Here is a 21,399-nt window from a genome sequence, read left to right on the forward strand (position 1 = left end):
ATTTAAAATACAACAAGCGTAAAGTTATGGCACTCGCAATAAACATAAACGATCTGCTCAACAAGCAGAAGATTGAATCCAACCGCATTGAGTTTAAGAAAGGTTGGAATCCTGGGAGCATATATCACAGTATATGTGCTTTCGCTAATGATTACGACGACCTTGGTGGTGGATATATCATCGTTGGTGTAGATACCGATGATAAGACAGGTATGGCAATTCGCCCTGCAGAAGGTGTTCCATTGGAAAAGATTGACGGCATATTGCAGGAGATGGTTGCGTACAATAACAAGATGGCTCCATACTATTTGCCTCGTACCTCCGTGGAAGAGGTGGACGGCAAACAAGTAATTGTAATTTGGTGTCCAGCCGGTAGTTATCGCCCTTATTCCGTACCAGTAAATGTTACAGCAAAAGGCACAAAAGAGTATTTCTACATCCGTAGTGGGACAAGTAGCATAGAGGCAAGAGGTGAAGTGCTCGTTGAACTGCGAGAGTTGGCTAACCGTATGCCTTTTGACGAACGAGGAAATAGCGACATACAGTTGGAAGATATCTCATTGGTACTTCTTCGTGATTATCTTGTCAAAGTGGGTAGCAAGTTGGCTGATGAGGTGATAACAACCCCACTTGCTACGATTCTTGACCAAATGGAACTATACACTGGCCCGAAAGAGAATCGTTTACTTCGTAACGTGGCAGCCATGATGTTCTGCGAGAACCCAAACAAGTTCTTCCCATACACTCAGATTGATGTAGTGACATTCCCTAACGGAAAGATGAAAGACCCCAACAATTTTACCGAAGTAACATTCAAGGGCAGTGTTCCGCAGATGATAAAACAGACAATGGATTATATCAAGAGCAATGTGCTCAAAGAGCATGTGCGTAAGATTTCTGGCAGACAGGAGGCAGAACGTTTTTGGAACTATCCATACGATGCTATTGAGGAAGCTGTTGTAAACTCTGTATATCATAGAGATTTCTTACAGCATGAACCAATAGAGATAACCATTGAACCGAGCGGAATATCTATACTTAATTGTCCTGGTCCAGATAGAAGTATCTCCAAAGAAGATATTGCAAAAGGCGATATGCTGAAAAGCCGTCGCTACCGAAATCGAAGGTTAGGCGACTTCTTGAAAGAGCTTGACCTTACAGAAGGTCGCTCAACCGGTGTTCCAACAATTCAAGCGAAACTGGCAGAGAACGGGTCGCCACGCGCCATCTTTGAAACTACCGACGATCGCTTGACTTTCTTGGTTACTATTCCTGTCCATAAAGGATGTTGTGAAAGTTCGGAAACAGAAGTACTTGGTTCGGAAACTCATCAAGAAAGTTCGGAGAGAAAGGAGATTAGTTCGGAGACAGCCTCAAAAAGTTCGGAGAGAAAAAGAAAAAGTTCGGAGAGAATACTTGATTTAATAAAGAACAAGCCTACAATATCAGCAGCAGAAATCGCAATGGAAATAGATATGTCATCACGAGGAGTAGAAAAACAGATAAAAAAGCTCAGAGAGGCTGGAATAATCAAACGCAATGGTGCTGACTTTGGTGGCTATTGGGAAATCGTAAATTTGGACAACGACTAAAATAGTAGAATATGTTATTCGGAAACAAGATAAGGACCCTTAGAGACGAGCAAGGTGTTTTGCAGCGCCAGTTGGCTGCATACTTAGAAATAGATACTCCCATGTTCAGTAAGATTGAGCGTGGGGACAGACGGGCAAAGCGTAGTCAGGTGATAATGTTGGCAGAATACTTTCATGTGGATGAAAAGGAAATACTAACATTGTGGCTTGCTGACAAGATATTGGATGCGCTTGAAGGTGAAGAAGAATTGGGACTTTGTGCCATTGAAACCGCAAAATCAAAGATGGCGGATACCTTCACTGAAGAATCGCGATAAAATGTTGTCCACACTTTGTCCACACATATGCAAAATATTGCTGTTTTATTTTGTGGTTTCATGCATTTGCGCTATCTTTGCAGAAAGAAATCGCTTGAAATGGGGATGATAATCAAGGATTTATGTCCACATATTGTCCACAAAAAGGATTTCTCAGTACACAAAACGTTGTATTTCAGTAATGTACAACACTTAGGGGTTGACTGGATTTGACAGCGGGTAGGAATGGTACGTAAGCATGCGGAGCGCAGTCTGCCGGCTCCTTAATCTCGACAGTCAACAATTTATCTGGCGAAAACAACTACGCTCTCGCTGCCTAATCGAAGTACAGTAGATTACTGGCTTTATCCCGCTACCAGGTAGCAGGACGAGACATCGCTCAAAGGCCGTTGTTCCGAGGCTCTTTGGTAAAGCGGTGCGGTTAAATCGGAAATAGTTGCGTTGTGCCTCGCCAACGTAATGAGATTTTAGAGGATAAGGCTGCGGTTGGTGGCTTGGGTCTTGCCACAGCTCGAAAATGAAATCCAAGATAAGCATGTAGAAAACGTATGGTTTCCCTGTTTGGACGAGGGTTCGAATCCCTCCAGCTCCACTCCATTATCTACTACAAGAAGTCGCTGAGTTTCAGCGGCTTCTTTTTATTTACACAGAAGAAAAGAAACATGATTACAGCCAAAGATATCATTGACACCATGCGCGGCATGGAGAACGAAAAGCAACGAGAGATTCTGCAACGGTTTTTCAAGACCGGCAAAGGAGAATATGGAGAGGGAGACAGCTTCCTCGGACTGAAAGTGCCGCAGACACGACTCGTTGTGAAAGAGGCACGACTCAGCATGACACTAAGCGAAATAGAGAAGTTGCTCTATTCCGAGTGGCATGAGGTTAGACTCTGCGGATTCCTTCTGCTCGTTGAAGAGATGAAGGCGGCATTACCGAAAAGGAACGGCACTGGTCAACCTGACCGCAGGAAAGAGATTGCCGATTTCTATCTGCTCCATGCCATACAAGCCAACAATTGGGACCTTGTTGACCTATCTTGCAGCTATATCATCGGAACGTTTCTCCTCCATCCCCTACCCGACGGCACGATGCCTGATCGCAACATTCTCGACACGCTGTCGGCAAGTTCAAACCTGTGGGAACAGCGTATATCCATAGTATCTACCGCAGCTCTGATAAAGGAAGGACAGTTTGGCGACACCTTGCGCATTGCCAAAAAACTGCTCTACCATCCACACGACCTCATACACAAAGCTACGGGATGGATGTTAAGAGAAGTGGGGAAAAGGAATATCGAAGTGCTACGTGGATTTCTGTCTGAGCACCACGAGACAATGCCTCGTACCACTCTACGATATGCCATAGAAAAGATGGAACCAGAAGAGCGAAGGATGTGGATGACCAATACGCCACATTAAAAAAACAACAAATTCCTTTCATAAAAGAGCAAAGGTAATTGCAGATTTAATAAAAAGCATTATCTTTGCAAATAAACTTCATTAAATGTCTCATTATGGCAAAATTCATCAACCCTTTTACAGACATAGGATTCAAAAGGATTTTCGGACAAGAGATATCCAAGCCGCTGATTATTGATTTTCTCAACAGTCTGCTGCTCGGCGAAGAACGCATAACAAACATTACATTCCTCGATAAAGAACAACCAGCCCTCTTCGAAGACGACCGTTCGCTTATATACGACATATACTGCCAAACGGAAAAAGGAGAAAACATCATCGTGGAAATGCAAAACAAGTCACAGCCTTATTTCAAGAACCGGAGCATCTATTATGTATGTGAAGCCATAGCAAGACAAGGAGAAAGGGGAACAGACTGGAAATACAACATCGATGCGGTGTATCTTGTAGCCTTTCTGAATTTTTGCCCGATGGACTTTGACAAGAAGTTCCGGTCGGATATAGGATTGGCAGACAAGGGAAACAACAAGCTATTCTCAGATAAGATGAGGATGACTTTCATGCAGCTCCCTTTATTCACCAAGGAAGCCGACGAGTGTGATACAGATTTTGACAAATGGATATATGTACTGAAGAATATGGAGACATTGACAAGATTACCTTGGGCAGCCAAAAGTTCGGTTTTCAAGAGACTGGAACAGATTGCTGACGTCGCCTCCCTTTCGAGACAGGAGCGAATGAAATATGATGTTGGTCTCAGGAAATATCGTGACACATTATCCGTTCTTGAAGGTGCCAAGCAAGACGGATTGGCGGAAGGACGTGCGGAAGGACGTGCGGAAGGACGTGCGGAAGGACGTGCGGAAGGACGTGCGGAAGGACGTGCGGAAGGACGTGCGGAAGGTATAGAGAAAGAAAAAATCGAAACAGTAAAGCGACTGAAGGCCATAGGAGCAGATATAAACATGATTACCGTCGCTACAGGATTGTCTGCAGAAGAGGCAACAAGAATATTATCCACCTTATAGAAATAAAAACAATAATAATATAAACATGAAAAAAGTTACAGACACCATTTATTATATCGGTTGCGATGATGCCGACATTCGACTCTTTGAGTCGCAGTATAACGTACCAGAGGGCATGTGCTACAACTCTTTCCTCATCATGGATGAGAAAGTGGCTATCATGGACACCTCTGACAAGCGCACTATGGAGGAATGGAAAAAGAACCTGACAGAAGGCCTCGACGGTCGCAAACCAGACTATCTCGTAGTGCAGCATCTCGAACCAGACCATGCTAGCGGCATAGCTGAGGTGAAGGCGATGTACCCTGAAATAAAGATCGTATGCTCAGCAAAAGCAAAGACCATGATTCCGCTTTTCTTCCCGGAACTGAATGTGGACGACTGCGTAATCGCCGTCAAAGAAGGCGACACTCTTGAACTTGGCAAACACACATTGCATTTCGTTATGGCACCGATGGTACACTGGCCTGAAGTGATGGTGACATATGATGCTCTCGACAAGGTATTGTTCGCTGCCGATGGATTCGGCAAATTCGGTGTCATGAATGCCGACCCGGACGACTGGGCTTGTGAGGCACGCCGCTACTACTTCAATATCTGCGGAAAATACGGAGGTCCTGTTTCCACACTGCTCAAGAAAGCATCGCAGCTCGACATAAATATGATTCTGCCACTACACGGACCATTTCTCAGCGGTGAGAAGATGCAGGAGGCACTGCGTCTCTACACCATATGGAGCAGTTATGGAGTGGAAGCAGAAGGTGTTCTTATCGCTCACGCCTCAATACACGGATGCACAAAAGCGGCAGCTGAGAAACTCGCCGACATACTGCGGGCTAAGGGCTGCAAGAAGGTGGCTATCACCGATCTATGCCGCGACGACCTTGCTGAAGCCATCGAAGACGCATTCAAATATGGCAAGGTGATACTCGCAGCATCAAGCTACGACGCCGGTCTCTTCCCTCCGATGTTCGACTTCCTGCATCATCTCAAAATCAAGGCTTGGCAGAAGCGCGAGGTTTCCATTATCGAGAACGGCAGCTGGGCACCGAGTGCAGGCAGAGTGATGAAGCAGATGCTCGAAGAGATGAAAAACATCACGATAAAGGGCGACCTTGTAACACTGCGCGGCGTGATGAAAGAGGGTGACATCCCTGCCCTCGAAGCACTTGCAGATGCAATTCTTGCATAAAAAGTCTATACACTTCTATACGGAGCTGAATAACAAACTACAATGAGTCGGAGTGATGATGGAAATCAAAGGACCATCGTCATTCCGGCTTGTCTTTTTAGAAAGAAAACAAAACCATCACAAAGCGACGTCTTTATCCCAAATCGACCATTATGGCTTGCTTGGATTTTGCTTTTTTAGAAGAGTGGATTTTGTTTGGCTTTTAATGAGTAATAGCGAGCTATTGCGAATTAAAAACGGACAAAAGACGCCTTATAAAAAGCAAAAGACTGCAAGCAGTCATAAAAAAAAATAAAGTAAACGTCCTAATGACCGTTTTGGGTTATGCTATTTCATATTCCTGAACATACGTCAGGACGACACAGAATGATTGACAAAGTGTATTTACAAAGAACCAATTCAGACGACAAACCTTGGTCAGTAAGAGAAAATGAAGTACCTTTGTGCACTTGTAGTGACATAATGTTGGTATTTGACTATCCAGGAAAGATGAAAATCTGGCAAGATCAACATGGCCATACATAACAGAAATACCCAGAAAAAAACACAAGATAAAATAAGATATGAGAAAACTTACTTTGGCAGCCGCCCTTATGATGGCGGCAACGACGTTTGCTCAAGAAACGAAACAAACGCCATGGTTCAGTAACATCAAACTGTCGGGCTACGGTCTCGTGGAATACCAATACTCCGGCCAACAGGGCAACAAGTCGAACACTTTCGACCTGCGCCTGGTGAGAGTGTCGCTTGACGGGCGGTTGAAAGGTGACTTCTACTGGAAGGCCCAGATGCAGATAAATGGCAACACGACGAACAACGGCACATCGCCACGCCTCGTTGACCTATTTGCAGAATGGCAGAAATATCCATTCCTGAGAGTAAAGGCAGGACAGTTCAAATTGCCATTCACCTTTGAGAACCCCATGCACCCTATCGACCAGGGCTTTATGAGCTACAGCCAGAATGTGAGCTGCCTGTCGGGATTCTCCGACCGGTCAGGACAGCAGTCGAGCAACGGCCGCGACATCGGTATACAGTTGCAGGGTGATTTCCTGAATGTCGGCAAAGGCAGACCTCTGTTCCACTATCAGGCAGGAGTGTTCAACGGTCAGGGAATAAACCGCAAGGACGTTGACCAGCAGAAAACAGTGGCTGGCGGCGTGTGGGTGATGCCTGTAGAGGGAATGCGCATCGGAGTGTTCGGCCTGGAGGGTTCTTATGCCCGCAAATGGAGCTATACCGATGAGGCGGGACAGAAACACAGCGTGACAAAAAGCCTGCCGCAACACCGATATGCCGTGAGTGCGGAATACGTGACGAAGAGCGACTGGACTTTCCGTTCTGAATATATCCACAGCACGGGTGAAGGTTTCAAGACTTCCGACAACGAGAAGAACGCAGACCTTACGCTCAACGGCTATGGCAGCAAAGCCGACGGTCTGTATGCCCTCGCCATCGCTCCTATCAAGAAGAAGAAAGCCCACGTTAAGGCTCGCTACAACATGTATCGCCGCAACGGTGAATGGGACAAATCGAAGACCATGTATGAAATCGGCGCCGACTACAAGTTCTCTAAGAACATTGGAGTCACCGCCGAATATGTTTTCGTAAACGACCGCACACTGAACAAGCACAACTATAATATGGCAGACGTCCAGCTGCAGTTCAGATTCTGATAAAACGAATTACCAAGCAGACAAGCGAACAAGGATATTCCCAGATTGTCATATTTATATCAAAGGACAATATCATTGTCTGCTTGTCTACTCGTCAACTCGTCAACTAATTGAAAATCTTGTCTTTTGCCGTCACCTGTGTTGGCACACCAGCCTTTCCGCCCAGATGACAGCCCGCGAACATAACGCCCTCTGTATTATCCATGCTGAGGGCGTTTTTCACTTCCTTTATATCCACATTCCGAAACACGACATCTGATATCGGCTTTGCCTCTGCACCCTGCAATATAATACCGCCAATGCGAGCCTTGTCGCATCGAAGTCCGTCAACGAAGATGTTTCTGACAACAGAGAAGTGGTCATCGTCCATTCCCTCACCGGCATACATGCTCGTGACATAGAAAAGGTCTTCCACCTCACCGAATTCACAGTTCCTGACATAAAGCCCTTCCACAAATCCGCCGCGGTTGGGATTTGTCTTCACGAAGATGCCGCGTTTGCAATATCCGGCATAGGTGCAGTCTTCCACAAATACGTTTCTCACTCCTGCCGACATCTCGCTGCCTATCACCACAGCATGCAATCCCTTGAAACGGCAGCGGCGGATAATAATGTTCTCTGACGGAGAAGCCGCCGCCCATCCGTCATTGTCGCGTCCGCTCTTTATCGCCACATTGTCGTCGCCATTATTGAACGATACGTCTTCGACAAGTATATTTCGCGACATCTCCGGATCTATACCGTCATTGTTCACAAGCTTGGCATCATAACGCAGCGATCGGCAAATGATGTTCTCGCTCTTGAGCAGATGAATACACCAGAACGGAGAATTGGTGACAAAGAAGTCGGCAAGCGTAATGTTGGTACATCCGAAAAACTGTATCAACTGCGGGCGCAGCCACGATCCTTCACCGAAGTTGCGTTCAGGGACAGGAGTCTCCTTATGGTTCATATTCCGCGACAGTTGCTGCGCTGGTTTCTGTTTTTTGCGCCATGTGGCAAAGGTAGTCGAAGCATTGCCATCAATTGTTCCCTTGCCGATAATGGATATGTCATGCAGACCACAGCCATATATGAACGGAGAGTAATTCTGAAGGAATGTCCCCTCCCAACTGGTCTTCACCATAGGAAGATAAAACTGCGGATCTGGCGAAAAGCGCAATATGGCACCTTCGGATAGTTCCATACAGGTATTGCTCTCAAAATGTATAGGTCCCTGCAAATAGTATGTGCCTGCAGGCACCACAATGTGCAGTCCGCCATTCTTCTTCGACTGCGCCATAGCCTTTGTGAATGCAGGCAGACAATCTTTCTTTCCGTCGCCCTTAGCGCCGTATTTCAAAATGTTCACTTTCTTCTTTGGCATATGTGCACCTGTAATGACGGAGAGGATGGAATCCCTTTTCGCCGTGTCGTAACCACCGGCTGACACTGCCATACAGAACAACAGAAGCAACATTACTGATGATATTTTTCTCATTGCTCAAACGTTATTGGTTTCTATCTGTTTCATTTCAATACAGGCTTCTCTGCCTTGCCGCCTTTGATGTTGTATCTCAGCGAATCGCCTGGCACGTAGAATGTAACGTTGTCAAAGGTTATGCCACGGCTGTTGTCGATATTGATGTTGTTGTCGGTAGCCTGTATAGTGATGTTTCTCAGCGTCAACGAACCGACATCGTTGAGCGTCTTGAAGATGCGGTTGGTCCTTACCACTCCATTCTCCAGCAGCACTCCCGTTGTAGGCACTTCGGGTATGGTGTTCATACTCATCATGCGGTCGGCAGACTCGATGATGAAATTCCTTATCGTGATGTCTTTCACCACTGGAGTGAGCGCAGTGACGGCAAGAGGCGGATTGCGTTGTGCCAATTCCCCCATATACATGCGCGAACCGAGGAGATCCCATGTGAATGCTTCTGCCACGTCTATGAGCCGCACATTGTCGTAGGCGATGTCCCATATTCCACCGCCTCGATTGCGTCTCGTTTTGAATCTGAAGCCTGTGCGTGTGCCGTTGAACACACAATGATGCAGATACACATTCTTTATTCCTGCCGCCGTCTCGCTGCCACAGGTTATGCCGCCATGTCCCTTCTCGGCAAGACAATATCTGATGACGACGTTCTCTGTAGGTCTGCCCACTCTCAAGCCGTCTTCTGCCCTTCCGCTCTTCAGCGTGAAGCAGTCGTCGCCGCAACTGAGAGTGGAATACTCTATCAGCACGTTCTTACACGACGAGATGTCGATGCCGTCGCCACTTGGAACTCCCACGGAATTCACAGTGACACCGCGTATTATGACATTATCACAATATATGGGATTGATGTTCCACAACACGCTGCGTTCAAAGGTGACTCCCTCTACGAGCACATTCTTGCAGTTGATTGGCGCAAACGACTTCGGACGGTAAAAGGTGCGGCCGTCGAGTCCGTCGCAGAGTCTCTCTGCCACAGGCAGCCGATAGTCCACATCTTTCTCCACCACACTGTTGCCGTTGCGCAGAGTCCTCATCTCCACGTCCATCGGCGGACCGGACACCACGCCATGTCCTGTCAGAGCGATGTTCTTCGCTCCGTTGGCATAGATGAAAGCTCCTGCTCCCATAACTTCTATACCCTCATGGCGGGTGAATACTGCTGGCTGATAATCGGCTATCGATGCCGAAAACTCCAGACGAGCACCTTCGGCAAGATAAAGCTCCACATTGCTCTGCAACTCTACCCTACCCGTCAGCCATCTGCCTTCAGGCACGATGAGTCGTCCGCCGCCCATTGCCGACAGTTCAGCAATCTTGGCATTCAAAGCCTTGGTCACCTTGCCTGCTGAATCCTTGTCGCCATCGCTGATTATCAGACGGTTTGACTTGAACACTGGCCGTTTTACCTGTTTCATCTTGAACGGCAGCTTGCCCAGCGGAGCGATGTCTGCCGGCATAGCCTTGGCACCCACCTGACTCAACCTCACTATGTTGCCGTTTTCCATCAAGTCTGAAATGGCAACAGCTGATGCATATGCCTGTCCGGAGCCAACTTTTGTTTCATCGTCTCTGACGCCTGACGCAAAAGCAGCATCGAGAGAGACGGCAAAAAGTATAGCCGGCAATAATGGTTTCATATCCATAATGTTTCTGAAAATGTTGTTATTCTGTAATTTACAATACCAATACACCCTGAGGTGCATATCTTTTCGACGTTCTGTTATTGGATTTGTAACGCAAAGTACAGAAAAAAGACATTACTTATACAATATTAACCGAATTTCAGTGTTATAATACTAAAAATTGACGCTCGCCATAGTGTGGCTTTCGCTGCCGGCCAAGCGCGTCACAGGATAAATACAGACTTAAATATAACAATGAACACGATATCATTACTGCTAATAGGCACATTTCTCATAAGCATGCTCACGGGCTTCTGCTTCATACCATTCATTCTGAACTTCTGCAGAAGGAACAAGCTCTACGACATTCCCGACGAACGTAAGGTCCACCATGCGGCAATCCCCCGACTCGGCGGAATTTCCTTCCTGCCAAGCATGCTGCTGGCAGCAATCATAATGCTGCTCACCTACGAGAACATCACGGGCGACCAGAAAATCGTGATAAACCAATGGACGGCAAGCTGCATGATAAGTCTGCTGATAATATATGCCGTGGGCATAGTTGACGACATCGTGGGAGTACAGGCCAAGATAAAGTTCTTGTTCCAGATCATAGCAGCCAGTCTGCTGCCAATCTCAGGCCTATATATCAACAATCTATACGGATTCTGCGGCATCTATGAGATCCCGTTCGCCGTGGGATTCCCTCTCACGGTGCTCTGCATAGCATTCATCGACAACGCCATGAACCTCATCGACGGCATCGACGGACTGGCAGCAGGGCTCGCATTCATAGCATTGGGAGGATTCCTCTATGGTTTCTATTGCATAGAACTGTATATCTACTGCATTCTCATCGCCGGACTGATGGGAATCCTGTTGGCCTACATGTACTACAACATCTTCGGCAATCCAGAAAAGGGACTGAAGATTTTCATGGGCGATTCGGGAAGCCTCACCATCGGCTTCATGCTCAGCTTCTTCACCATCAAATTTGCAATGAGCCGTCCCGACCTCATTCCATGCGGCAAATACGACATCACGCTGTTCTGCAGCGATATGCCATACGAGAAAGTGTGTCTCGCCTTTGCATACAGTCTGATGATAGTGCCCACCTTCGATGTGTTCCGCGTGATAATCGTAAGAATGAAACACCACACGCCGATTTTCAATCCTGACAAGAGACACATACACCACAAGTTCCTTGCCATCGGTCTGAACCAGCATCAGACTCTCGTTTCGATACTCTCACTGCAGCTGGCATACATCATCATCAATCTGGCAATGATTCCATACATATGCATCTCGCTGATCGTGCTTATCGACATTATCCTCTTCATCGCCATAAATATGGTGATGACAAGGATCATAAACAAGAAGCAGGCAGCAAAGAACTGACGCTGTATTCATTTATCCCAAATCGGTCATTAGGCCGTTTATTGTATTTTTTAATTACTGCTTGCAGTCTTTTGTTTTTTATAAGGCGTCTTTTGTCTGTTTTTAATTCGCAATAGCTCGCTATTACTCATTAAAAGCCAAACAAAATCCACTCTTCTAAAAAAACAAAATCCAAGCAAGCCCTAACGACCGATTCGGGTTTATTCTTTTTCACCGTCACTTGCCTTGTCGCTTTTCGACAGCATGCGACGATATTGATGTATCTTGAACGCACTGATACACTCTGACACGCCATAAAACAGCAGACACCATCCGATGATGAGCAATGGCAGTCCTGCCGACTCCATCGGCTTCACCATAACAAATATACCAGTGAGCAATATCAGCGAAGGACACACCCAATACCACATCGTCAGACGTGCGAACTTGCGGGCCTGGATAAGCACAAGAAACTGATTGAGGGCTCCGAGCAGCAATATGCCGCTGAGCACATACATCAGCGATGTGACGAAAGCTCCCGGCATAAGCGCCAATACGAAACCGAGAATCACGCTGCCCAATCCAACGATAGGGAATGCCGGTCTGCCGCCGACGAGGAGTCTGCCGTTGGAATCGTAAACCTCATTGTCAGCACTGTGCATACGGGCATTGAAATACACAACGCATGATATGACGCCGGAGATGAGGAAAAGCACACCGATGGCTATCGTAATGCCTTTCACCGTACTGTCCGGATTCTTGATTAGCATTCCGCCAACAACAATGGCACAGATGGCACGGAACACTGAACTCTGCAAAATCTTCATAATCGTTTCCTTTCTTATTATTGTTTCCAAACGCAAAGTTAGCGATTTTATTCCATTAAGCCTAATCTTTTACTGTTGACAAGTGAGTAAATACACAATATACCATTCTTCGGTTATCGTTTTATAGTATGAAATGAATAAACCTGCTCCTTACATTTGGCAAGTTTCAAACTATATTTCCTGACCTTGATTTTTCCCCCACAGCGTGGGGAACATCACCCCCTAATGTGGGGTTTCATTCCCCACGTTAGGGGGTGAATTCTATATGATAAAAAGTCGAATGACACTTTTCTGTCGAACGTCCCTAAAAAAAAGTGATGTAAGTGTCCGTAATTCACATAAAATGTGTAAGTTTGCAAATATAATAACCTGTAAACGCCATTGCATATGATATTACATGTAGCCAATCCGATTTACGACTCCGTGTTCAAATACATAATGTCTGACGAACGCATATCAAAGACCATCCTCTCTGCACTGCTTAAGAAAGAGGTGGTGAAGGTGGAGATGCGCCCGCACGAGTATGTGAACACCACACGAGACACGCTTTCAATGTTCCGCATTGACTTTGCAGCCACCGTGAGGGAGAAGGATGCTGAGGGCGAGGGATTCAAGGACCGCGTCATCCTTATAGAACTGCAGAAGACATGGCTCGACACGGAGACCCTGCGCTTCCGCCAGTATCTGGGTGCGCAGTACAGTAACAAGATAAACATCCGCAAAGACTCGCCGAAAGGATTCGCATATCCAATGGTTGCCGTTTACCTTCTCGGACATCGAGTCGGCGACATTGAGGAGCCGGTGGTTTATGTCAACCACGACGTGTTCGACTACAACGGCGAGGTGGTAGAGGAGGGCAAGGAAGACCCGTTCGTTGAGAGTCTTACCCACAACAGCATAATTGTGCAGATACCGAGGTTGAAAGGTCGTGTGAACAACCGCCTTGAGAAGGTGCTCAGCGTTTTCGACCAGTCGAGGAAAGATGCGGAAGACAAGCAGGTTCTCAATATTGACGAGAACAAATATGAGGATGATGCCGACATGATGTATATGCTCCATCGTCTTACAGCCGCTGCCGCCGACTCCGAGATGCGTCAGGACATGAACGTGGAGGATGAATATTACAAGGCGATAGAGGACCGTGACACGGCAATAATGAACCGTGACAAGGAACTGAAGCATAAGGATGAGCAACTCCAGCAGAAGAGCGAACAACTCCAGCAGAAGAGCGAGCAGCTTCAGCAGAAGAGCGAGCAGCTTCAGCAGAAGAGCGAGCAACTAAATAATATAGTAAGATCACTCTATTCAAACGGTATGAACATTTTGCAGATTGCTGAAATTACAGGAATCAGCAAAGATGAAGTGGCAGAAATATTGAAATAGAGAGTTTGATAAAATCAAAAAAAGCAATCAGACATCAGGTATTGCTTGAATCTTGCTTTTCAGAAGAGTGGGGTTAAATACATAAACCGGTCATTGGAATGTGCATTATGTCATGCATGTCAATGACCGGTCTATTTTGTAATTTATTCTATTGTTATTCAGTCTCGCTGAATTCATCCTTGCCTACTCCACAGAGTGGACAAGCCCAATCTGCAGGAAGATCCTCGAATGCAGTGCCAGGAGCGATACCATTGTCTGGATCACCTACTGCAGGGTCATATACATATCCACAAACGTCGCAAACATACTTTTTCATAATAGCCTCCTTGTTTTATTATTGTTAAACTATTCTGACAGTGACACCGGTCTTGCCAGTATTGTCGCCTGTCTTTTCATTATCATCTCTTTTACGATTGCAAAGATACATATTATGCAAGATTCATACAAATCAACGACTCTATCCTGATATAGATGAAATCTATATTTCTTACAGGAAACGGTGTATATGCCTAAGAATAATGACGAAAAAGATGCAGATGAAAACCTATTCTTACTGTCAGGCGGCCTTAGCTGCTCTATGCGACGTGAGATACATGCCGAGAAACACGAGCATGCCGTTGAGCATCAGCAGTTCATAACCGAACTTATATCCAGTGAGCGAAACCGTAATCTGGTTTATGGCAAAGCATATCACTGGTGCCGCCACGCAGATGTATGGCACAAGACGGTCGTTTACTCCACGCTTGGTCAGTATGCCATAGGCAAAGAGACCAAGGAGCGGGCCTGAGGTGTATGACAACACGATATATATAGCGTCTATCACACTGGTGGAATTTATCACTCTGAAGGCCAATATGAATACGGCGAATAACACACAAACTCCGAAATGTGCACGGCGACGCAATGTCTCATCATCGGGACGCTCCTTGATGTCAACACAATAGCTTGTGGTGACGGCGGTCAGAGCAGAGTCGGTACCACTGAACGACGCTGCCACGATGCCGATGGAGAAGAGCACGAGCACAAGTGACCCCATCCATCCCGATGCGGCGAACATCGGCAGCAACTCATCGCTGTCGGCTGGAACTGCAAGCCCTTCTTTGCCAGCCAGAAGCAGAAGCAACACACCAAGACTGAGGAAGAGCAGATTGACAGGCACAAAGAAAAAGCCTCCCACACACATATCCTTCTGTGCGTCACGCAGCGTCTTGCAGGTGAGATTCTTCTGCATCATGTGCTGGTCGAGACCTGTCATTACCACAACGATGAACACTCCGCTAAGAAACTGCTTGAAGAAATTCTGAGTAGACACCCAGTCGTCGAACACGAATATGCGGCTGTGGCTGTCTGCCACCACTGCCCACACGGCATCACCCACCGACATATCGAGTTTTCCTATAACCTCCACAATTATTATCAGCAATGCCGCCATCATACAGAAGGTCTGGAAGGTATCGGTCCAGACGAGGGTCTTTATTCCTCCGCGCCTTGTATATAGCCATATCAGCATTACGAGCGCCACTACGGTGACAACGAACGGCACCCCTACAGGTCCGAATACGAATCGCTGCAGGATGCTGCACACCACATAGAAGCGAAGTGCCGTACCCGTCATTTCGGAAAGCAGGAAGAACAGGGCTCCCGTTTTATACGATCTGTTGCCGAGCCGTTTCTGCAGAAAGGAATAGATAGTGGTGAGATTGAGTTTGTAGTACACTGGGAGCAGGACAAAAGCTACGACAAAATAGCCAAGGATGAATCCAAGACACGTCTGCAGATATGTCATGTCCTGCTTTATCACCATTCCAGGCACCGACACGAAAGTGATACCCGATATAGACGCTCCCACGAGTCCGAAAGCGAGAACATACCACGGCGACTTGCGCTCACCGCGATAGAACGTCTCGTTGTTGGATTTCTTACTCGTCAGTCTGCCCATAAGCATGAGCACACAGAAATAAATCAGTATTGTTGTAAGTATAAGCATAATCGTTATCCATTAATTTTTTTCAATATCTCCACCGCCTTTTCCACGGTGTCAATGCCCGACACCACCATATAGCGTTTGCCACGACTCTCCTTGAGATTGCATTGGCGGGGGTTGCTGCCGATATACTGGAGCACACGGTCGAAGACGTCGCTCTTGTAATAGGCACTCATGGGATTTGTCACGAACTGCATCTGCATCACGCCGCCCTTGAGTATTATTTTTTCGCATCCGAGAGACTTGCCCAGACGCCGTAGCGGCACTACATGCAGCAGCTCTTCGCCCTCACGGGGTATAGCACCGAAGCGGTCGATAAGGTTTGCCTTATACCTATCGAGGTCACTGTCGTTGGTTATGCTGTCGAGCTCGCGATACAACAGCATTCTCTCACTGCTGCTCGGCACATACTGGTCTGGGAAGAACATCTCGAGGTCGCTCTCCACGGCGCAGTCGTCAACGAACTCGTCGCCTTTGAGTTGTCTGCCCTCTTTCATCTCCTCCTGATACATCTCAGCAAACTCATCGTTCTTAAGCTCCGTCACGGCCTGCGACAGAATCTTCTGGTATGTCTCAAAACCGAGATCTTCCATAAATCCGCTCTGTTCCGCACCGAGAAGGTTGCCGGCGCCACGCATGTCGAGGTCTTGCATCGAGAGGTTGAAGCCGCTGCCAAGGTCTGAGAATGTCTCAAGTGCCTCCAACCGGCGGCGCGCATCCTGAGAGAGATTCGACAGCGGAGGAGCAAGGAGATAGCAGAACGCCTTCTTGTTGCTTCTTCCCACGCGTCCACGCATCTGATGCAGGTCGGAAAGTCCGAAACGGTGTGCATCGTTCACGATGATGGTATTGGCATTGCTGATGTCGATGCCGTTCTCCACGATGGTTGTGGAGAGGAGCACATCATAATCGTAGTTCATGAACCCCATCACCACCTTCTCCAGTTCTTCCGGTTTCATCTGTCCGTGACCTATAGCTATTCGCGCATCCGGAACGTTTCGGCGTATCACATTGGCAATCTCCGGCAGGTTGCTGATGCGGTCGTTCACGAAGAATACCTGTCCGTTGCGGCTCATCTCGAAGTTTATTGCATCCTTTATGATATCTGAATCGAAGGTATGCACCTCGGTGCACACGGGATAGCGGTTTGGCGGCGGCGTCTGTATGATGCTCATGTCTCTTGCTCCCATGAGAGAGAACTGCAGCGTGCGCGGTATTGGCGTCGCCGACATGGTCAGCGTGTCCACATTGGTTTTCATCTTGCGCAGTTTTTCCTTGGTAGACACCCCGAACTTCTGTTCCTCATCGATGATGAGAAGTCCGAGGTCTTTGAATTTCACGCTCTTGCCGATGAGCTTGTGTGTGCCAATTATGATGTCTATCTTGCCAGCCTCCAGGTCGGCAAGTACCTCACGTGTCTTCTTCGCACTGCGGGCACGCGACAGATAGTCAACTCTGACAGGCAGATCCTTAAGTCTGCCACAGAAAGTCTGGTAATGCTGGTATGCAAGCACTGTGGTTGGCACCATCACGGCAACCTGTTTGGAATCGCATGCAGCCTTGAAAGCAGCACGTATAGCCACCTCGGTCTTGCCGAAACCCACATCGCCACACACAAGACGGTCCATCGGACGCTGGCTCTCCATATCAGCCTTCACGTCGTTGGTGGCTTTCAATTGGTCGGGGGTGTCTTCATAGAGGAAGCTCGCCTCCAACTCATGCTGCATGAAAGAATCGGCACTGAACTGATAGCCTTTCTCATGGCGGCGTGTGGCATAGAGCTTGATCAGGTCGCGGGCTATGTCCTTTATCTTCTTCTTTGTTTTCTCTTTCAGTCGCTCCCACGCTCCAGAACCGAGTGCACTGAGACGTGGCGGTTTCTCGCTGTCGCGGCGCTTGTATTTGGATATTTTGTAGAGGCCGTGGATGCTCACATCCACCTTGTCGTTATTCTGATACACGATGCGTATCATCTCCTGATAGCTGTCGCCAACGGGAACACGCACGAGACCGGCAAACTTTCCGATGCCGTAATCCACATGTACGATGAAGTCGCCAGGCTCCATCTCCTGCAGTTCTTTCATGGTGAGCGCCATCTTTCCGCTGCGTGCGGCATCCGAACGGAGACTGTATTTATGGAAGCGGTCGAATATCTGATGGTCGGTGAAGACGCACACCTTCATGTCATTGTCGGCAAAGCCGCAATGCAGGGTTTTCTCCACCGGCTGGAAATCTATCGGCGTGACGCTTATCACAGTGCCGTCAGCCAGTTTCTTGTTCTGCGCCATCTCGTCGAAGATGTCGCGAAGGCGCTGGTTCTGCTTCTGGCTGTCAGCAAGGATATATAGTTTGTAACCTTTCAGCATATAGTCTTCGAGCGCAGTGGTGAGCAGTTCAAAGTTCTTATGGAACAAAGGTTGCTGTGTGGTGCTGAAGGTGATGGTAGCCTGCGGCAGTCCCGTTGGACTGTTACCGAATTCCACTCTCTTGAACTTTGCTATGTCTTCGGTGAATGCCGTTGCCGGCAGCAACGAATATTCCGACCTCATCTCCTGCATTATCTTCTTCTGTTCCATCTCCGTGGCCCCCTCGAGTTTCTCGGTGAGAGCCTGATGGGAGAAACCTTCACGGTAGATATTCTCTATCACATCGTGGGCGAATGTAACGTCTTTTATCACCACCAACGAGTCGGCAGGCAGGAATTTGAGAAAAGAAATCTTGTCTGCCACAATCTCCGACAATTCCGGTACGATAGAGATGCAGTCCACCTTACCTCTCGACAACTGCGACTGCACCTCGAAGGTGCGTATTGAGTCAACCTCGTCGCCAAAGAAGTCCACACGATACGGATACTCATTGCTGAACGAATATACATCGAGAATGCTACCGCGCACGGCAAACTGTCCCGGTTCGTAAACATAGTCCACCTCCTTGAAACCGAATGAGCGCATCGTCTTCTCTATCTCCACCACATCTCTCTCCTCGCCAACGCGCAGCATGAGGGTGCGGTCGTCCAGATGCTTGTTGGTGACCACCAGTTCTGCCATCGCCTCAGGGCAAGTCACGACGTAGAGCGTTGAATTCGAGTCGTCATGTGACGCCTCCTGTTCCTTCACCCGGCTCAACACCTCAGTGCGCAATATCTCGTTGGCAGCATCTTTCTGACAGTACTTCACCTGTCTGCGATAAGCCGACGGAAAGAAGAGCACATGCGAATTGCCCAGCAACTGGGTGAGGTCGTGATAGAAATACCCGGCCTCGTCAGCGTCATTAAGCACAAAAAGACAAGTGCGCGGCAGCCTGCCGTTGGCAGAAGCAAACACCATGGGCACTGACGAGCCATTGAGTCCGCGCAGCGATATCGTGCGCACTTCTGAATCGCCAATCGCTTTCAGCATCGATTCTATATGAGGTGACGAACTATACAAGTCCAAGAGTTTCTGAATTTCCATCTTCTTTTCTAAAACATATAATAGCCCTAACGAGACACGCTACAGGCTCATCCCGCTATGGCACAAAACGGAAAAGATCTCAAATGCCGTACAAAGGATTACACGGGCCTTTCACTCCAGCATCAAGAGTCTTTTACCACAAAAACGCTGCGAAGTTACTGAAAAAAAATCATATTATATCTTATGGGATATCAAAAAGTAATGGCGAAAGCATACAACTTAGTTTTTTATTGCTACCTTTGCACAACATAATATTAATATTCTCACACATTATGAACACAAGTGACAGTATCGTCATCATCCCGACATACAACGAGATAGAGAACATTGAGAAGATTATCCGAGCAGTGTTCGGACTGGAAAAGAAATTCGACATACTCATCATCGACGACGGCTCGCCCGACGGAACGGCAGCGAAGGTGAAGGAACTGATGAGCCAGGAGTTCAACGGCAGACTTCATCTGCTCGAGCGCAGCGGAAAGCTGGGTTTGGGAACAGCATACATCAAAGGATTCAAATGGGCGCTCGAGCGCGACTACGAATACATTTTCGAGATGGACGCCGACTTCAGCCATGACCCGAAAGACTTGCCGCGACTCTATGCCGCATGCCACGACGAAGGATACGATGTGGCTATCGGTTCACGGTATGTCAGCGGAGTGAACGTGGTGAACTGGCCTATCGGCAGAGTATTGATGAGCTATTTCGCATCCAAATACGTGCGCTTCATAACGGGGTTCAAAGTGAACGACACCACTGCCGGATTCAAATGCTACAAACGCCGTGTGCTCGAAACCATAGAACTCGACAAAATCAGATTCAAGGGATATGCCTTCCAGATAGAGATGAAATACACGGCATACAAGATTGGCTTCAAGATAAAGGAAGTGCCGGTGATATTCGTAAACAGAAGAGAAGGCGTGTCGAAAATGAGCGGCGGCATCTTCGGAGAGGCATTCTTCGGCGTAATGAGACTGCGTTGGGACGGATGGACAAGGAAATACCCGAAAATAAAAGAATAACGAAGACACACTGCTATCATGAAATATCTGTATAGAGCCTACCAGCTATGCATCGCATTGCCAATATTGCTCCTATGGACAATAATGATATCTCTCGCCACAGCCATTGGATGTTCGCTGGGCGGAGGACATTTCTGGGGATATTACCCTGGCAAATCATGGGGATGGGCCATCATCCGTCTGCTACTGCTGCCGGTAAAGGTAGAGGGGCGTGAGAACATGAAGGAAAACGAGTCGTATGTCATCGCCGCCAACCACCAAGGGGCGTTCGACATATTCCTTATTTTCGGTTTCCTCGGACGTCAGTTCAAGTGGATGATGAAACACCAGTTGAGAAAAGTGCCATTCGTGGGCTACGCCTGTGAGAAGTCGCATCAGATTTTCGTAGACAAGCGCGGACCGCGAAAAGTGAAGGAGACCTACGACAAGGCTCGCGCCACGCTGAAAGGCGGTATGAGCCTTGTGGTGTTCCCGGAGGGTGCGAGGAGTTTCACCGGTCACATGGGAGTGTTCAAGCGAGGAGCCTTCATGCTTGCTGACGAACTGCAACTGCCTATCCTGCCGCTGACCATAAACGGTTCTTTCGACATCATGCCGAGAATGAGAGACTGCAAATGGGTAACCTGGCATCCGCTTAAGCTCACCATCCACAAACCCATCTATCCTGAAGGACAGGGACCGGAGGACATCAACCGCCGCATGGACGAATGCTACAAAGCCATCATGTCGGGACTGGAAGAGAAATACCAAGGTTTTGTGGAGAACCCTGACCAATAACAACATTCTGTATCTACGACAAAAGGCAATAATTGGCAATATAAATACCATATATACTTGTATCCGGAAAGATACAGTTGTCTAAACATCGTTTGGTAAATATAAGCAAACCGACAACCGGGTCTTGATGCGAAAGGCATATAGTCCTTTCAATCAAGACCCGGTTGTCGTTTTTTTTCTTTCAACCCAAATCAATCATTAGGGCTTGCTTGGCGTTTATCCCTATCGGCTATATTCCGTTTGGCGTTT

The 21,399-nt window shown here is 47.5% G+C and carries 17 protein-coding genes and 1 other RNA gene; 12 read left to right on the forward strand and 6 right to left on the reverse strand.

Annotation, left to right across the window (positions count from 1 at the left end):
- Window positions 1-26: 26 nt before the first annotated feature.
- The 8 genes from ST42_RS09620 to ST42_RS09645 all read left to right on the forward strand — a co-directional run bounded on the left by ST42_RS09620 (window position 27) and on the right by ST42_RS09645 (window position 7,226).
- A complete protein-coding gene (locus ST42_RS09620) occupies window positions 27-1,592 on the forward strand; it encodes an RNA-binding domain-containing protein (RefSeq protein ID WP_044073362.1) in 1,566 nt (521 codons plus the stop codon).
- Window positions 1,593-1,603: 11 nt separating this feature from the next.
- Window positions 1,604-1,909 (forward strand): helix-turn-helix domain-containing protein, encoded by a 306-nt coding sequence (locus ST42_RS09625; RefSeq protein ID WP_042519039.1) that lies wholly within the window; start codon window positions 1,604-1,606, stop codon window positions 1,907-1,909.
- Between the two features lie 195 nt (window positions 1,910-2,104).
- Window positions 2,105-2,504: a transfer-messenger RNA gene (gene ssrA, locus ST42_RS13610) on the forward strand.
- A complete protein-coding gene (locus ST42_RS09630) occupies window positions 2,458-3,330 on the forward strand; it encodes a DNA alkylation repair protein (protein ID WP_316931828.1) in 873 nt (290 codons plus the stop codon). The genes ssrA and ST42_RS09630 overlap by 47 nt, the downstream gene beginning before the upstream one ends.
- 95 nt (window positions 3,331-3,425) lie before the next feature.
- The gene (locus ST42_RS09635) at window positions 3,426-4,358 is read left to right on the forward strand and encodes an Rpn family recombination-promoting nuclease/putative transposase (protein ID WP_042519041.1); all 933 of its coding nucleotides are present in this window, start codon (window positions 3,426-3,428) and stop codon (window positions 4,356-4,358) included.
- Window positions 4,359-4,383: 25 nt separating this feature from the next.
- Window positions 4,384-5,550 carry an FprA family A-type flavoprotein gene (locus ST42_RS09640; protein ID WP_042519044.1) on the forward strand — a complete coding sequence of 389 codons (1,167 nt, stop codon included), beginning with the start codon at window positions 4,384-4,386 and terminating at the stop codon, window positions 5,548-5,550.
- A 55-nt stretch (window positions 5,551-5,605) separates the two neighbouring features.
- A complete protein-coding gene (locus ST42_RS13865; protein ID WP_042519046.1) occupies window positions 5,606-5,845 on the forward strand; it encodes a hypothetical protein in 240 nt (79 codons plus the stop codon).
- A 268-nt stretch (window positions 5,846-6,113) separates the two neighbouring features.
- Entirely contained in the window at window positions 6,114-7,226 is a 1,113-nt protein-coding gene (locus ST42_RS09645; protein ID WP_042519048.1) for a porin, read from the forward strand.
- Window positions 7,227-7,332: 106 nt separating this feature from the next.
- Here the strand turns inward: ST42_RS09645 and ST42_RS09650 are convergent, their stop codons facing one another.
- Window positions 7,333-8,685: a glycoside hydrolase family 28 protein gene (locus tag ST42_RS09650; RefSeq protein WP_231557004.1), complete on the reverse strand. Its 1,353-nt coding sequence runs from the start codon at window positions 8,683-8,685 to the stop codon at window positions 7,333-7,335.
- 50 nt (window positions 8,686-8,735) lie between these two features.
- Entirely contained in the window at window positions 8,736-10,211 is a 1,476-nt protein-coding gene (locus ST42_RS09655; RefSeq protein ID WP_156139345.1) for a glycosyl hydrolase family 28 protein, read from the reverse strand.
- Between the two features lie 372 nt (window positions 10,212-10,583).
- Here ST42_RS09655 and ST42_RS09660 point away from each other — a divergent pair, with 372 nt between their 5' ends.
- A complete protein-coding gene (locus ST42_RS09660) occupies window positions 10,584-11,726 on the forward strand; it encodes an MraY family glycosyltransferase (protein ID WP_044073367.1) in 1,143 nt (380 codons plus the stop codon).
- Between the two features lie 200 nt (window positions 11,727-11,926).
- Here ST42_RS09660 and ST42_RS09665 read toward each other — a convergent pair whose 3' ends face one another.
- Window positions 11,927-12,532 carry an HdeD family acid-resistance protein gene (locus ST42_RS09665; protein ID WP_044073368.1) on the reverse strand — a complete coding sequence of 202 codons (606 nt, stop codon included), beginning with the start codon at window positions 12,530-12,532 and terminating at the stop codon, window positions 11,927-11,929.
- Window positions 12,533-12,919: 387 nt separating this feature from the next.
- Between ST42_RS09665 and ST42_RS09670 the strand changes: the two genes are divergently transcribed.
- Window positions 12,920-13,915, forward strand: coding sequence for a hypothetical protein (locus ST42_RS09670; protein ID WP_044073369.1), 996 nt, complete (start codon window positions 12,920-12,922; stop codon window positions 13,913-13,915).
- A 154-nt stretch (window positions 13,916-14,069) separates the two neighbouring features.
- Here the strand turns inward: ST42_RS09670 and rd are convergent, their stop codons facing one another.
- The 3 genes from rd to mfd all read right to left on the reverse strand — a co-directional run bounded on the left by rd (window position 14,070) and on the right by mfd (window position 19,351).
- Window positions 14,070-14,231, reverse strand: a complete 162-nt coding sequence (gene rd, locus ST42_RS09675; protein ID WP_022316159.1) for a rubredoxin — start codon at window positions 14,229-14,231, stop codon at window positions 14,070-14,072.
- Between the two features lie 240 nt (window positions 14,232-14,471).
- Window positions 14,472-15,902 carry a sodium:solute symporter gene (locus tag ST42_RS09680; protein ID WP_022316158.1) on the reverse strand — a complete coding sequence of 477 codons (1,431 nt, stop codon included), beginning with the start codon at window positions 15,900-15,902 and terminating at the stop codon, window positions 14,472-14,474.
- Window positions 15,903-15,907: 5 nt separating this feature from the next.
- The gene (gene mfd, locus ST42_RS09685) at window positions 15,908-19,351 is read right to left on the reverse strand and encodes a transcription-repair coupling factor (protein WP_044073371.1); all 3,444 of its coding nucleotides are present in this window, start codon (window positions 19,349-19,351) and stop codon (window positions 15,908-15,910) included.
- Between the two features lie 272 nt (window positions 19,352-19,623).
- Here mfd and ST42_RS09690 point away from each other — a divergent pair, with 272 nt between their 5' ends.
- Window positions 19,624-20,373: a polyprenol monophosphomannose synthase gene (locus ST42_RS09690; RefSeq protein WP_022316156.1), complete on the forward strand. Its 750-nt coding sequence runs from the start codon at window positions 19,624-19,626 to the stop codon at window positions 20,371-20,373.
- An 18-nt stretch (window positions 20,374-20,391) separates the two neighbouring features.
- On the forward strand, window positions 20,392-21,150 hold the full coding sequence (locus ST42_RS09695; RefSeq protein WP_022316155.1) for a lysophospholipid acyltransferase family protein: 759 nt from the start codon (window positions 20,392-20,394) through the stop codon (window positions 21,148-21,150).
- Window positions 21,151-21,399: the final 249 nt, after the last annotated feature.

This window comes from Prevotella pectinovora (assembly GCF_000834015.1).
In the GTDB taxonomy this organism is placed as follows: Bacteria; Bacteroidota; Bacteroidia; order Bacteroidales; family Bacteroidaceae; genus Prevotella; species Prevotella pectinovora.